Here is a 12,146-nt window from a genome sequence, read left to right as displayed (position 1 = left end):
AGGAGGGCAATCATGGCGCAGACGTTGTTGGTGGAATTTGGTATGGGGTCGTCGCTGCGGCGCGGAGATTATACCCAAGCGGCAAAGCGTGCTGTGCAAGATGCGCTCTGGCATAATTCGATCAATCTGGCGGAGCTGTTCGGCTTTGACAAAACCGACATGCAGATCACCCTCGATGTGGGTGTGCAAAAGCCCGAAGAGGTGGATGCTGATGCCCTGCGGGCGGTGTTTCCCTATGGCGATGTGACCGTCAACGTCCAGCGCGGCGGTCTGGATGTGCCGCGCCCGGATGGGGACGGCCATCCGACAATCATGGCCAATGTGGCGCTGTCCGTCGGGTTCGAGATGGAGCGGGCCGATGCGTAACACCAAAGACCATCAGCGCGTCATCATCGAAATGGGCATGGGCAATGATCTGCACGGTATGGACTATACCAAGGCCGCTGGCCGCGCGATTGAAGATGCGTTTCGTCATTCCTCACTGCCGATCTTTGGCGTGACGGGGCTGGATCACAATGACATGAGGGTCCAGGTGACGGTTGCGGTGCAGGAGCCGGAAAAGCTTGATCTTGAGGTTCTCGCGGCGAAACTGCCACGCGGTCGGGCCGAGGTCACGGCGGTGTTTGGCGGATTAAACGTGCCAGCGGGCGGCGAGACTATTGTGATAGCTCAAGCCAGTGTCGAGGCGTTCTTGCCGCCGCAGAACGGATGGAAGATCAAGGGCTGATCAACTGTCCGCATAGGGCTGGTAATCCGCGATGGTTTTACCCGGTTCGTCCACAAAGAGTTCCGGCAGAGCCTCGGTGCTTTCGATCAGGTCAAGGCGAAACACCCTGAAACCATTGCGCAATTCGCACCATGATGTCAGCGTCCAAACGCGGCCCCAATATTCCATATGCAATGGCCGGATCACCCGGCTTGTGACATTGCCGTCCCGCGAGGTGTAGGTCAGCCGCACCTTTTGCCGGGCTTTGATGGCGCTGCGCAAGAGGGCCATGTGGCTCAGGTTTCGGGTGGCATCGGCAAAAGGATAGACTGCAAATTTCCACGCCTGCGCCTCGGCAATCGTGCGGGCGGGCAGCACGGCATCAATCTTGTCCGCCAATGTGTCGGCGGCGTTTTTGAGATCCTGATCGGCGGCCTGCGCCACAACAGCCAGCCCCAGGTTCAACGCCTCCAACTCGCTGGCCGTCAGGGTCAGAGGCGGCAGGCTGATCGCTTCGGTGATCATATAGCCGACGCCGCGCTCCCCCTCGACGGGAACGCCGGAGCCAACCAGCGTGTCCATATCGCGGTAGATCGTGCGGGTGGACACCTCCAGACGTGCGGCGATGTCCTGCGCGCGGTGCAGTTTGCCGTCGCGCAGGATCTGGATGATGTCAAAAAGTCGATCGCTGCGGCGCATATTACTCCTTTTGATACATGATCCTGGCGTGGCGCAGGGCCACATCATCGGGGTCAATCATCGACATCATGGGCGCGGCGGCGGGATCGGCAATCATCTGTTCTGCAACTGTCCGGGCCGATTGCAGATCGGTCCAGATGATGTGATCGGTCCATAGTCCATCATCGTCCATGGACAGGGTCCGCCCCAGAACGGCTCCGCTTCTGCGAAGGATGGGATCAATCTCGGCAGCAGCGCTGACAAATGCGGCGGGATCGGCGCCCTTCAACAGGCGGAACGTGACAACTTCGGCAACTTGTGCGGTCTCAGACATGGGATACTCCTTTTCATGTGTGAGGCCGTCTTAGCCACCTACAACTGACATAAACCTGTCAGTTGAGTGTCGCAAGTGCCTGATTTTTTGCGTATCGACCCCGCGCAGTGCACCGCAAAGGGCGTTTGCCCTTCCTGTCTTGCGCCAAGCGGCCTAAGAAAGATGCTGAAAAACGGTCGCCTGAGGGGCGGCTTACAGAACGGAGAAGCAAAATGTTGAACAATATCGGATTGCCGGGCCTGCTGCTTATTGCGGTCGTGGTGCTGGTGCTTTTTGGCCGTGGCAAGATCTCGTCGCTCATGGGCGAAGTCGGCAAGGGCATCACCAGCTTTAAAAAGGGCATCAACGAAGGCGAAAAGGAACTGGCAGACCAGTCCGAGACCGCTGATCAAGAGACCGCTCCGGAAAAAGACAAGGTCTAAGGGATGTTCGATCTGGGCTGGACCGAACTATTGGTCGTTGGCATCGTCGCGTTGATCGTGGTGGGGCCGAAGGATCTGCCTGTGTTGTTCCGACGTGTCGGGCAGTTTGTGGGCAAGGCCAAAGGTATGGCGCGTGAATTCAGCACGGCGATGAATGACGCCGCGGACGAAAGCGGCGTGCGCGAAATGTCCAGCAGCATCAACAAATCCCTCAAGGCGGCCACCAACCCGGTGGGGGCGGCGATGGACGGTGTCAAATCGGCAGCCTCGTCATTGACGGACCTCGACCCCAACAGCGAGACTGGCAAGCTGGCCGCAGAACGCGCGGCGGATCGCAAAAAGATCGAAGCCGCCACCGCACGCGCCGCCGCAGAGCGAAAGCAGCGCGAGGCGACTGAGGCGCTGGCCAAAGCCGAAGCGGCAGAGGCGGATGTCGCTGCGCCATCGGCGGAAAAACCTGCCACCAAAAAGCCAGCCACCAAAAAACCGGCGGCCAAGAAACCGGCAGCCAAGAAAACCGCGGCGAAAAAACCTGCTGCGAAGACGGCCCCGGCCAAGACGCCCGCTGCCAAAAAAGCGCCCGCTAAGAAAAGCGCCACCAAAACAGCTGCGGCCAAAAAAGAGTAAAACATGAGCGCCACCGAAGACATCGACGACAGCGCAGCGCCGCTGATTGAACATCTGGCAGAATTGCGCACGCGGCTGATCCGGTCGGTGCTGGCGTTCCTGGTGGGGATGATCATCTGTTTTGCCTTTGGCAGTGCGATCCTCGATTTCCTTTTGGTGCCGATTGAAAACACCATGCGGAATCTCGGAAATCCCAATCCGGTGATGCAATACACTGCGCCACAGGAGTATTTCTTTACATTGATCCGCATCTCGATGGTGGGCGGTCTGGCCATCAGCTTTCCGGTGATTGCCAACCAGTTGTGGCGCTTCGTGGCGCCGGGGCTCTACAAGAACGAAAAATCGGCGTTCCTGCCGTTTCTGATCGCCTCGCCTGTCTTATTCCTAATGGGGGCCGCATTTGCGCATTACGTGGTTGTGCCGCTGGCGATGCAGTTCTTCCTTGGGTTTTCTGACGCGGCATCCTACATCGCCGCCCTTGTGGTTGACGGCGATGGCCGCAAAAGCGGGATCGATATCGTGTTCAACGGTAAGGTCAACGAAAGCCTTGATATCACGTTGAAAATGATCGTCGCCTTTGGCTTGTGTTTCCAGTTGCCGGTGCTTTTGACCCTGATGGGCAAGGCCGGTCTGGTCAGCACCGAAGGCCTGCGGAACGTGCGGAAATATGCGGTTGTTGGTATCCTTTTGCTGGCCGCGCTGGTGACACCGCCCGATGTTGTCACCCAGCTTATCCTGTTTGTTGTGGTCTATGGGCTTTATGAGATTTCGATCTTCCTTGTCAGCCGGGTTGAGGCCAAGCGCGAGGCACGTCTGCGGGCCGAAGGGTATTATGACGACGAAGATGATCTCTTGGCAGAATTCGACGACGAAGACGCGGATGACGAGGACGACCTGAAGTGACGAAAGATCCGATGGAACGTATCGCAGCGGCCCTGGAACGCATGGCCCCTGCGCCACTCGCCACGCCGGATTTTGACGCCGCGACAGCCTTTGTCTGGCACACCGATCCGGACCGGCTAGAGCCGGTTGGGAATGTGTCGCGGGTCGATATCGGCCTGTTGGTCGGTGTGGACCGGTCGCGCGATACATTGCTGGCCAACACGCGCCAGTTCGCGGCGGGGCTGCCCGCCAACAACGCGCTGCTTTGGGGCGCGCGGGGCATGGGAAAATCCAGCCTTGTCAAAGCGATACACGCGGATGTTCACGCCAGCCATGACCGGTTGCGGATCGTGGAATTGCAGCGCGAAGACTTGCCATCGGTGGGGCGTTTATTGTCGCTTCTGCGCGGTGCGCCGCAGCGGTTTATCCTGTTCTGCGACGATCTGAGCTTTGGCCATGATGATGCGCATTACAAGTCGCTCAAGGCCGTTCTGGACGGCGGGATCGAAGGGCGGCCGGACAATGTGGTGCTTTATGCCACGTCAAACCGCCGTCACCTGATGCCCCGTGACATGATCGAAAACGAGCGCGGCTCGGCGATCAACCCCTCCGAGGCGGTTGAGGAAAAAGTATCCTTGTCGGATCGCTTTGGTCTTTGGCTCGGTTTTCATCCCTGCGATCAGGACCAATATCTGTCGATGATCCGTGGCTATTGCGATGCCCATGGAGTGCAGATCAGCGATGACGATCTGCGGGCCGAAGCCATCGAATGGCAGGCCACACGCGGTGCACGGTCGGGCCGCGTGGCATGGCAATACTTTGTTGATCTGGCGGGCCGCAAAGGCGTGACGCTGGGCTAAACCCTTAATCAGCCGTTGATAAACGGTTCCGGATCGACGCTGTCAAAGCCTTTTCGCACTTCAAAATGCACATAGGCGTCATCGCCGCTGCGCAGCTTGGCGATGGATTGCCCGCGCGAGACCTTATCGCCTTTCTTGACACTCACATCGGTGACGTTTGCATAGACGGTCAGCAGGTTATCGGCATGGCGTACCACGACAATAGGCACACCTTCAGCGTTCTTGGTGATCGCGGCGACGGTGCCCTTGTCGGCGGCTTTTACCGCAGTGCCGGCGGCAGCCTTGATGTTGATGCCCTCATTGCGACCTTTGGAATACCCGCGAATGATGCTGCCCTTCACGGGTGTCAGGAGTTTGCCCGCCTTGGCAGCTTTGGTGGGTTTGCCGACATCGGCCACCGGTTTGGATGGTGCCGCTTTTTCCTTTTGGGTCAGTGGCTTGGCCGTGCTGTCCTGAGGCAACGGTTTGGCCGCTGAGGGCGGTGTTGGCGTTGGCGATCCGGCACCGGGAAGGGTGGTTGTAACGGGCTTGGCGGTGGCCGCTGCGGTCTTTTTCGCCGTGGCGGGCTGCGGTTTGCGCTTTGGCGGGGCTTGCTGCGGCACAGGGATCAACAGGAATTGCCCCTCCCGCAGGGCAAAATCGGCGCCAAGACCATTCCATTCGGCCAGATCCTTGACCGGCACCGCATAGAGCCGTGCGATGGTATAGGCAGTCTCGCCGCGTTCCACTTGGTGCCGGATCGGTTCTTTGCCAGTCATCACGGGCACGGCCTTGGCGCTGGCCGCTGGCTGGGATGGCGGCAGCGCGGCGGTTTGCACGGCCGGAGTTTCCGGCGCACGGGCGATCGCGCCTTCGGCAATGCTTGTGATGTCCAGGGGCTGAATTGGGCCGGTGCCCGCCGCGCCTGTGGCGGGGGAGGGTTCGGCCACGCGGTTGGGCAGCGCGATGATCTCGCCCTTGCGCAGGGCCACGTCGACCTCGATGCCGTTATAGCTGGCCAATGTGGACGCATCGGCGCCAACCCGTGCCGCCACATCATCCAGCGTGTCACCGCGCCGGGCGACGGCCACCTGATAGTTCGGATAGGAGATGATCCCGCGATCATCGGGTTTTGGGCGTTTGGCCAGGGGGCCGGTGGCCGCTTCGGCGGTGCTGAATCCGCCGCCAAGGCCGCGCAGGTCGAAATCAAGCGGCTGATCACCGCAAGCGGCCAGAATAATGGCGCTGCTGCCTGCCAACAGAGTCAGCCGCGCACGGCGGCGTAAAAATGAACGGTGCATCTGCATGTCCTCATCCGCGTCTATTCCGTGTCGTCCGGAATTTTCGCATACCATAATATATTTATCCGTCCTTGCCCAACCCTTCCAACAGGGGAACAAATCGGACAGAGCGTAATTCGTCATATTCGAGACCATCGGCGGATTTTCGCACGCGGATCAGGTGTTGAACCGCATCCGACTGGCCCACAGGCAGCACCATGATGCCGCCCTCCTTGAGCTGCGCCAACAGCGGGCCGGGCGGGTCTTCGGCCGCGGCGGTCACGATGATCCGGTCAAACGGGGCCTGTTCAGACAGGCCAAAGCTGCCATCGGCGGTGATGGCGGTGATGTTGTGCATGTCCAGCGCGTCAAAGATGCTGCGGGCCTCCTGCACCAGACGGCGGTGCCGGTCGATGGTGTAGACGCGCCGCGCCAGTTTGCTGAGGATCGCCGCCTGATAGCCAGAGCCGGTCCCGATCTCCAACACCTTGTCGCGCGGGCTGATCTCAAGCGCCTGAGTCATCAGCCCAACCACAGAGGGCTGGCTGATGGTTTGGCCGCAGGCAATCGGCAACGGCATATCCTCATAGGCGCGTTCGGAAAACAGCCCCTTGATGAACGGCCCGCGATCCACCGCTTCCATGGCCGACAGCACCCGGTTGTCCGTCACCCCCTTGGAGCGCAGCGCATATAGGAACTGCATCTTGCGTTCTGCATCAGAGGCGGCGGGATCACTCATGTGTTGATGCCATCCAGCGATTGCATCATGTCGTGGGCCGTCAGATCGGCGCGCATGGGCGTTACCGAAATATATCCCTCAAGGTTCACGGCCGCGTCGGTGCCGGGGGCGGTTTTGATCTGTTGATCGCCGCCCTTGATCCACAGAAAACGGCGGCCCGAGGGCGACTGATGCGGCTCTGTTGAAAAGCCCGTGCCGGGGCGGCGGCCCTGTTCGGCCAGACGGATGCCTTTGACATCCGCGCCGGGGACGGGCGGGAAATTCACGTTGTAAAACAACCGGTAACCGTCTGTCTCGTTTGGCGTCGCGGCCAGGATGCGGCGGATCACATCGACCCCGTGTCGGGCCGAGGCGTCGAATGGGTTGTCCATGTCGCGGTTGGCGGGGCCATAGTACTGTGACAGGGCGATGGCCGGAACGCCTTGCAGCGCCGCCTCCATCGCGCCGCCGATTGTGCCGGAGTAAAGGGTATTTTCGGCAGAGTTGTTGCCCCGGTTCACACCGGACAGCACCAGGTCGGGCGGCGCATCCGGCATCACGTCATGCAGCGCGGCAAGCACACAATCGGCTGGCGATCCCTCGGCGGCAAAGCTGCGCTCGTCCATCTTGGCGATCATCATCGGGTGAGTGTAGCTGATGCAATGTCCAACACCGGATTGTTCAAACGCGGGGGCGCAGGTCCAGACTTCGCCCTCCGGTCCGGCAAGGGTTTTGGCGATCTCTTCCAGAACCTGCAGCCCCGGCGCGTTGATACCATCGTCATTTGTGATCAGAATGCGCATGAAAGCCCCTTTTTCGCCTTGATAGGCGAGGGGCCGCGACTGGGCAAGGATGCGGGCCTTGCCGAGCCGCAATTTACCCCACAGCAGCGTTTAGAGTTGCGCCAATACCGCAGCGGCCTGGGTTTTGGTGTCGCTCAGCGGGCTGCGATCCTCGCCGGGAAAGAACCGGGCGCGGGTGCCGGTGGGCATAGGCGCGGGTGTGGCGATCTGGATCTTGGGGCCGATATTGGCGGTTTCGGCCTGCCAGGACCGGGCCAATGCCATCTGCGCGGCTTTGGAGGCGCCATAGCTGCCAAAGAATTTCTGGCCCGCGCAAGGGTCGTCAAAGAACACCGCCTGACCGGATTGCCCCAGCAAAGGCGCAACATAGGTGATCAGCCGCGATGTGGCGGTGACGTTAATGTCGATGGATTTGGCCAGATGCTTGGCATCCACATGATCGGCAGGGGCCAGCGGCGCGGCGTGAATGGCGGTGTGCAGCCATAGATCAAGGCTGCCCCAACGGTCATGAATGCCCTTGCACAGGACCGCCATGGCATCAGCGGTGGTGATGTCCATCGGGGCCAGCGTGGCAGTGCCGCCAGCGGCCTGAATGCGGTCATCCAGCTCTTCTAGGGCGCCGGTGGTGCGGGCCACAGCGATGATGTGATGGGTGGGGGCCAAAGCCTCTGCCAGGGCGGCGCCAAGGCCGCGCGAGGCGCCTGTGATCAATACGGTTTTTGTCATGGGCGCGGTTTGCACTTCGCGGCCTTGCGCGTCAAGGCTGCTGTCAGGTCTGGGGCAGCTTCATTTGGGTGGTTTTGCCACGTTTGTTCAGGATTACGGCGTTTTCACTGATCGCGGCGACCACGCCCCCCGCGACCTTATCGCCCACCGCGACCCGTTCAATCTTGCCTCGGTGGGTACGGATCAAGGCGCCGGGCGCGGCGTTGCTGCCGAAAATCCCGATCACTGCGATGCTGTCCAAGCGAACCTGTTCGGTGGCCAGTTTGGCCACTTGTGGGGGCGTCTGCCCCTGCGATGTCTGCGATGTCATATATGCCTTCTTGCGCCTGGCTCTCTGGCCCGGCTGCTTAACGGGTGGTGTGTTAACAGCCAGCTAACAACGCCCGTAATAAGGTAAAAGGGGCCTGTCTTGGCGTCAGCCAAAGCCTGCCAATACGGCGGCGGAGATTAGCCGACAGCGGCGGTTTTCAGATGATAGCAGAAGGTCATCTGCGCCAGATGCGCGATGGCCTGCTCCGGGAGGGGCTGTGCCAGATCCACCGCAAGACGCCGCCGCCCGTCATTTTGCGGCAAATCGGGGTAAAGGGTCCGCATGCGGCTGGCCAAATCGGTTTTGCAATCCACAAACAGGGGCAGGTGATTGGGATCACCGCTGTCCCAACTGACCCGCAAAGTCGACCCTGTGCGCGGCTTTTTCGGCCGCCAGGACGGTTGGCCCCATTTGAGGCTTTCGTCCAGATGCCCGATGCCAGCGGTCCCCGCCACATCGTGAAAGATGGCACGGCAGGCCCAAAGCCCTTGCTGGGCGGGGCCGGACCATTTGGCGATCAGGGCCAGAAGCGGGGCGGGCGCATGTTCCATCCTTTGGGTTATGCCATGAATTGCTGACAAAAGATGGCAGGAGGTTGGCCCCCGACCTGGATTGCGGGTCAGGGGCCAACCGCTCAAAGCCGTTTGCGAAAGATCACCTTGTCGTCGCCATCAGCCCAAAAGTCCCTAATGCGGGCCTCTTGGTCATAACCGGCGGTGTCATAGAAACGGCGGGTAGCGGCATATGCCGCCAAACCGGAAGTTTCCACAATCAGCAGTCGCTGCGCATTTTGGCGCAGCTGCGCTTCTGTTGCGCGGACAAGGTCTGCGCCGTGCCCTTTGCCCTGATGGTCCGGTGCGATGGCAATGGCCAGCATGTTCCACGCCCCTTCGGCAAGCATTTCAGGTTCGGTATAGCTGAACCCGATGGCGCTGCCGTCCAGATGTGCAGTGAGCCACAGCGCGGGATGGCTGCCATCCAAAGCAGGCATGAGCATTTCCTTGAGCATCTCAGGCGGAAAAAGCTCGGTCTGGTCAAGGATTTGCCGAAGGGCAGGGATGTCATCGGCGCGTGTTGGTGTGATGGTTAATGTCATATTTATCGCCTATCTGTTGTCGAGTTGTGCGCGGACGCAGGCCAGACCCTGCTGGGTGACTCGGTAGGGGCGTCCGCCTTTGGATTTGATGAACCGCCGTTTCTTGAGGCGGTCAAAGAGGGGAAGCGTACAGTCCTCCAGCAGGTGCCCCTGCCGTGTGTAACAACTGACGCTGTTGATTTTGCCGTTGGGCATACGTTCGAAATGAATTGCGCCGCCCTGTGCAAGGACGTGCAAAACACGCTGTTCGTGTTTTGAGATGTTCACTGTGATGTCTCGTGGATTTACGTCAACGCAAAACGCCTACCGGCCTGACGCGCGGTAGGGGTTTGGGTTAGGTCGATCCGGCTGGCCGGATCTTAGTGGCGGACCACAATCGTAGACATAAACACTCCATCATATCGCGGCTGGGCGATACGTTGCGGCTCAGATAGGGGGATGTGCGGGATCACGCAAGCGCCGCTATAGGGCTTGCGTGCAAGTGTTGCTATTCCGCCGCTGGCTTCATCTCGAAACCATGGCTGATCTGATCGGCAGGGGTGACCGGATATTCGCCAGAGAAACAGGCATCGCAATATTGCGGACACTTCTTGTCGCGCCCCTTTGTTTCACCCACCGCGCGGTACAGCCCGTCAAGCGAGATAAACTTGAGACTGTCCACCGCCAGATGTTCGCGCATTTCCTCTTCGGACATGGTCGCGGCCAGCAGTTTTTCGCGCTGCGGCGTGTCCACGCCATAAAAACACGGCCAGGCCGTGGGCGGCGATGCGATGCGGAAATGCACCTCCTTGGCGCCGGCATCGAGGATCATTTCCTTGATCTTGCGGCTGGTGGTGCCGCGCACCACGCTGTCGTCCACCAGGATCACCCGCTTGCCCTTGATCAGGGCGCGGTTGACGTTCAGTTTCAGACGCACACCCATGTTGCGGATCTGTTCCGTCGGCTCAATAAATGTGCGGCCCATGTATTGGTTCCGAATGATCCCCATGGCGTAGGGAATGCCGGATTCCAGCGAAAAACCGATGGCCGCAGGCGTGCCACTGTCCGGCACGGGGCAGACCAGATCGGCCTCGACCGGGCTTTCCTTGGCCAGTTCGCGGCCAATGGCTTCGCGGGTTTCGTATACGGACCGTCCACCCAGAATGCTGTCAGGGCGGCTGAAGTAGACATGTTCGAAGATGCAGAACCGCGAGGGCTGACGGCGGAAGGGGAAATGCGATTCAAGCCCCTTGGAAGTGATAACGACCATCTCCCCCGGCTCGATCTCGCGAACAAATTCTGCGCCGATGATATCCAGCGCGCAGGTTTCTGAACTCAGCGCCCAGCCGTCACCGACCTTGCCCAGAACCAGCGGGCGCACGCCCAGCGGGTCACGCACACCGATCAGCTTTGTACGGGTCATCGCGACGATGGAAAACGCCCCTTCAACCCGGCGCAGGGCGTCTTCCATGCGTTCGGGGATGTTGCGTTGCAGGGAACGGGCCATCAGGTGAATGATGCATTCACTGTCTGACGAGGATTGAAAAATGCTGCCCCGTTCGATCAATTCGCGGCGCAGGGCTTCGGCGTTGGTGATGTTGCCGTTATGGGCAATGGCCGCGCCGCCCATGGCAAATTCGCCAAAAAACGGCTGCACATCGCGGATCGCGGTCGGGCCTTTGTTGCCGGAGGTGGAATACCGCACATGCCCGATGGCCAGCGGGCCAGGCAGGGTTTCCATCACGTCCTGCGAGGTGAAGTTGTCCCGCACATAGCCAAAGCGGCGGGCGGATTGAAAACCGGCATCAGGATGGTGGCTGACAATGCCGCCGGCCTCTTGGCCGCGGTGTTGCAAGGCGTGCAGGCCGAGGGCGACAAAATTGGCGGCATCAGCAACGCCGATCACGCCGAACACCCCGCATTCTTCCTTGAGTTTATCACCATCATCACTATCGCGCAGATAGGAGGTGTCAAAGGGATGGGCGGGGGGCATGATCTTGGACAACGGTGAGGCTCCGAATCCGGCTAACAGACATCGCCTGTTTAGGGGGAATGATCGCGCATGTCACCCCGCAAGAACGTCTGATCCGGGCGGTTTTTGCCTTTGTCCAGATACATCTCCGAATAGCGGTTGTGTGGTCTCGATCAACAGGGGCCGGGCCTTGGGGCTTATTGCCCGCAATTGCCCACCAATGCCTCGTAACGCGAGGTGATCCAGCCCATGGCCTCTTCGGGGTTTTGCTCTTCGATCTGGCCGGTGAATTGGCCAAACACAGCGGCAGAACGGCTTTCGTCCACAATGGTGTATTGCTGGCCAGTGATCACGGTGTCGTAGACAAAAAAGGCAATCGCAACCAACAAGATGCCCCGTGCCACGCCAAAGACAAAACCAAGCCCCTGATCCAATCCACCCAGCACCGAGCGTTGCACCAGCGATGAGAACAGCGGTGTGAAGAGCGACACAACGATCAGCGCAATGGCAAAGACAATGGCAAAGGCGCCAATGATCGACAATTCACAACTGTCCGCCAGAAATTCACCGACAACCGGAATTTCGCGCACCAATGGTTCGACCCGAGGCGCAAACAGAAACGCCAGAACAGCCGCCGCCACCCAGCCCACAATTGCCATGCTCTCTCGCACCAGCCCACGGCCATAGGCCAACAGGGCGGACAACACGATGACCAATGCCACCACGCCATCAATAATGGTAAAACCTTCCATTTGCCTTTTGCCTTCCGCTATG

Annotated in this window: 18 protein-coding genes; 6 read left to right on the top strand and 12 right to left on the bottom strand. The window is 60.0% G+C overall.

What is annotated here, in order from left to right; all coding sequences use genetic code 11:
- Window positions 1-12: 12 nt before the first annotated feature.
- Window positions 13-366 carry a Lin0512 family protein gene (locus JNX03_RS06060; RefSeq protein WP_203211510.1) on the top strand — a complete coding sequence of 118 codons (354 nt, stop codon included), beginning with the start codon at window positions 13-15 and terminating at the stop codon, window positions 364-366.
- Window positions 359-727 carry a Lin0512 family protein gene (locus JNX03_RS06055; RefSeq protein WP_203211509.1) on the top strand — a complete coding sequence of 123 codons (369 nt, stop codon included), beginning with the start codon at window positions 359-361 and terminating at the stop codon, window positions 725-727. Before JNX03_RS06060 ends, JNX03_RS06055 begins: the two co-directional genes overlap by 8 nt.
- Here JNX03_RS06055 and JNX03_RS06050 read toward each other — a convergent pair whose 3' ends face one another.
- On the bottom strand, window positions 728-1,405 hold the full coding sequence (locus JNX03_RS06050) for a helix-turn-helix transcriptional regulator (protein ID WP_203211508.1): 678 nt from the start codon (window positions 1,403-1,405) through the stop codon (window positions 728-730).
- Between the two features lies 1 nt (window position 1,406).
- Window positions 1,407-1,718, bottom strand: a complete 312-nt coding sequence (locus JNX03_RS06045) for a hypothetical protein (RefSeq protein WP_203211507.1) — start codon at window positions 1,716-1,718, stop codon at window positions 1,407-1,409.
- 212 nt (window positions 1,719-1,930) lie between these two features.
- On the opposite strand from JNX03_RS06045, the gene tatA reads away from it, so the two are divergent.
- Genes tatA through JNX03_RS06025 form a run of 4 tightly spaced genes read left to right on the top strand, consistent with a single transcriptional unit; the run spans window position 1,931 to window position 4,509 of the window.
- Window positions 1,931-2,140 (top strand): twin-arginine translocase TatA/TatE family subunit, encoded by a 210-nt coding sequence (gene tatA / locus JNX03_RS06040; protein ID WP_203211506.1) that lies wholly within the window; start codon window positions 1,931-1,933, stop codon window positions 2,138-2,140.
- A gap of 3 nt (window positions 2,141-2,143) precedes the next feature.
- The gene (gene tatB / locus JNX03_RS06035) at window positions 2,144-2,767 is read left to right on the top strand and encodes a Sec-independent protein translocase protein TatB (protein ID WP_203211505.1); all 624 of its coding nucleotides are present in this window, start codon (window positions 2,144-2,146) and stop codon (window positions 2,765-2,767) included.
- 3 nt (window positions 2,768-2,770) lie between these two features.
- On the top strand, window positions 2,771-3,670 hold the full coding sequence (gene tatC / locus JNX03_RS06030; protein ID WP_203211504.1) for a twin-arginine translocase subunit TatC: 900 nt from the start codon (window positions 2,771-2,773) through the stop codon (window positions 3,668-3,670).
- Window positions 3,667-4,509 (top strand): ATP-binding protein, encoded by an 843-nt coding sequence (locus JNX03_RS06025; RefSeq protein ID WP_203211503.1) that lies wholly within the window; start codon window positions 3,667-3,669, stop codon window positions 4,507-4,509. Before tatC ends, JNX03_RS06025 begins: the two co-directional genes overlap by 4 nt.
- A gap of 8 nt (window positions 4,510-4,517) precedes the next feature.
- Here the strand turns inward: JNX03_RS06025 and JNX03_RS06020 are convergent, their stop codons facing one another.
- The 10 genes from JNX03_RS06020 to JNX03_RS05975 all read right to left on the bottom strand — a co-directional run bounded on the left by JNX03_RS06020 (window position 4,518) and on the right by JNX03_RS05975 (window position 12,124).
- Window positions 4,518-5,789, bottom strand: a complete 1,272-nt coding sequence (locus JNX03_RS06020; protein WP_203211502.1) for a M23 family metallopeptidase — start codon at window positions 5,787-5,789, stop codon at window positions 4,518-4,520.
- A 61-nt stretch (window positions 5,790-5,850) separates the two neighbouring features.
- Window positions 5,851-6,507, bottom strand: a complete 657-nt coding sequence (locus tag JNX03_RS06015; RefSeq protein WP_203211501.1) for a protein-L-isoaspartate(D-aspartate) O-methyltransferase — start codon at window positions 6,505-6,507, stop codon at window positions 5,851-5,853.
- Window positions 6,504-7,289, bottom strand: a complete 786-nt coding sequence (gene surE / locus JNX03_RS06010; protein WP_203211500.1) for a 5'/3'-nucleotidase SurE — start codon at window positions 7,287-7,289, stop codon at window positions 6,504-6,506. The genes JNX03_RS06015 and surE overlap by 4 nt, the downstream gene beginning before the upstream one ends.
- 90 nt (window positions 7,290-7,379) lie before the next feature.
- Window positions 7,380-8,015 (bottom strand): SDR family NAD(P)-dependent oxidoreductase, encoded by a 636-nt coding sequence (locus JNX03_RS06005; protein WP_203211499.1) that lies wholly within the window; start codon window positions 8,013-8,015, stop codon window positions 7,380-7,382.
- Window positions 8,016-8,058: 43 nt separating this feature from the next.
- Window positions 8,059-8,388: a pilus assembly protein PilP gene (locus tag JNX03_RS06000; protein WP_269142424.1), complete on the bottom strand. Its 330-nt coding sequence runs from the start codon at window positions 8,386-8,388 to the stop codon at window positions 8,059-8,061.
- Between the two features lie 74 nt (window positions 8,389-8,462).
- Window positions 8,463-8,876, bottom strand: coding sequence for a hypothetical protein (locus JNX03_RS05995; RefSeq protein WP_203211497.1), 414 nt, complete (start codon window positions 8,874-8,876; stop codon window positions 8,463-8,465).
- 83 nt (window positions 8,877-8,959) lie between these two features.
- Window positions 8,960-9,421: a GNAT family N-acetyltransferase gene (locus tag JNX03_RS05990; RefSeq protein WP_203211496.1), complete on the bottom strand. Its 462-nt coding sequence runs from the start codon at window positions 9,419-9,421 to the stop codon at window positions 8,960-8,962.
- Between the two features lie 9 nt (window positions 9,422-9,430).
- Window positions 9,431-9,688, bottom strand: coding sequence for a YjhX family toxin (locus JNX03_RS05985; protein ID WP_203211495.1), 258 nt, complete (start codon window positions 9,686-9,688; stop codon window positions 9,431-9,433).
- A 220-nt stretch (window positions 9,689-9,908) separates the two neighbouring features.
- Entirely contained in the window at window positions 9,909-11,393 is a 1,485-nt protein-coding gene (gene purF / locus JNX03_RS05980) for an amidophosphoribosyltransferase (protein WP_203212153.1), read from the bottom strand.
- A 176-nt stretch (window positions 11,394-11,569) separates the two neighbouring features.
- A complete protein-coding gene (locus tag JNX03_RS05975; RefSeq protein ID WP_120504770.1) occupies window positions 11,570-12,124 on the bottom strand; it encodes a CvpA family protein in 555 nt (184 codons plus the stop codon).
- Between the last annotated feature and the right edge of the window lie 22 nt (window positions 12,125-12,146).

The organism is Sulfitobacter mediterraneus (assembly GCF_016801775.1).
Lineage (GTDB): Bacteria > Pseudomonadota > Alphaproteobacteria > Rhodobacterales > Rhodobacteraceae > Sulfitobacter > Sulfitobacter mediterraneus_A.
This window is presented reverse-complemented; position numbering and strand designations above follow the sequence as displayed.

Bases quoted from the DNA above. Each gene is read 5' to 3' on its own strand.
- JNX03_RS06060 (WP_203211510.1), top strand. From the start codon at position 13: ATGGCGCAGACGTTGTTGGTGGAATTTGGTATGGGGTCGTCGCTGCGG.
- JNX03_RS06055 (WP_203211509.1), top strand. From the start codon at position 359: ATGCGTAACACCAAAGACCATCAGCGCGTCATCATCGAAATGGGCATG.
- JNX03_RS06050 (WP_203211508.1), bottom strand. From the start codon at position 1,405: ATGCGCCGCAGCGATCGACTTTTTGACATCATCCAGATCCTGCGCGAC.
- JNX03_RS06045 (WP_203211507.1), bottom strand. From the start codon at position 1,718: ATGTCTGAGACCGCACAAGTTGCCGAAGTTGTCACGTTCCGCCTGTTG.
- tatA (WP_203211506.1), top strand. From the start codon at position 1,931: ATGTTGAACAATATCGGATTGCCGGGCCTGCTGCTTATTGCGGTCGTG.
- tatB (WP_203211505.1), top strand. From the start codon at position 2,144: ATGTTCGATCTGGGCTGGACCGAACTATTGGTCGTTGGCATCGTCGCG.
- tatC (WP_203211504.1), top strand. From the start codon at position 2,771: ATGAGCGCCACCGAAGACATCGACGACAGCGCAGCGCCGCTGATTGAA.
- JNX03_RS06020 (WP_203211502.1), bottom strand. From the start codon at position 5,789: ATGCACCGTTCATTTTTACGCCGCCGTGCGCGGCTGACTCTGTTGGCA.
- JNX03_RS06015 (WP_203211501.1), bottom strand. From the start codon at position 6,507: ATGAGTGATCCCGCCGCCTCTGATGCAGAACGCAAGATGCAGTTCCTA.
- surE (WP_203211500.1), bottom strand. From the start codon at position 7,289: ATGCGCATTCTGATCACAAATGACGATGGTATCAACGCGCCGGGGCTG.
- JNX03_RS06005 (WP_203211499.1), bottom strand. From the start codon at position 8,015: ATGACAAAAACCGTATTGATCACAGGCGCCTCGCGCGGCCTTGGCGCC.
- JNX03_RS05995 (WP_203211497.1), bottom strand. From the start codon at position 8,876: ATGGAACATGCGCCCGCCCCGCTTCTGGCCCTGATCGCCAAATGGTCC.
- JNX03_RS05990 (WP_203211496.1), bottom strand. From the start codon at position 9,421: ATGACATTAACCATCACACCAACACGCGCCGATGACATCCCTGCCCTT.
- purF (WP_203212153.1), bottom strand. From the start codon at position 11,393: ATGCCCCCCGCCCATCCCTTTGACACCTCCTATCTGCGCGATAGTGAT.
- JNX03_RS05975 (WP_120504770.1), bottom strand. From the start codon at position 12,124: ATGGAAGGTTTTACCATTATTGATGGCGTGGTGGCATTGGTCATCGTG.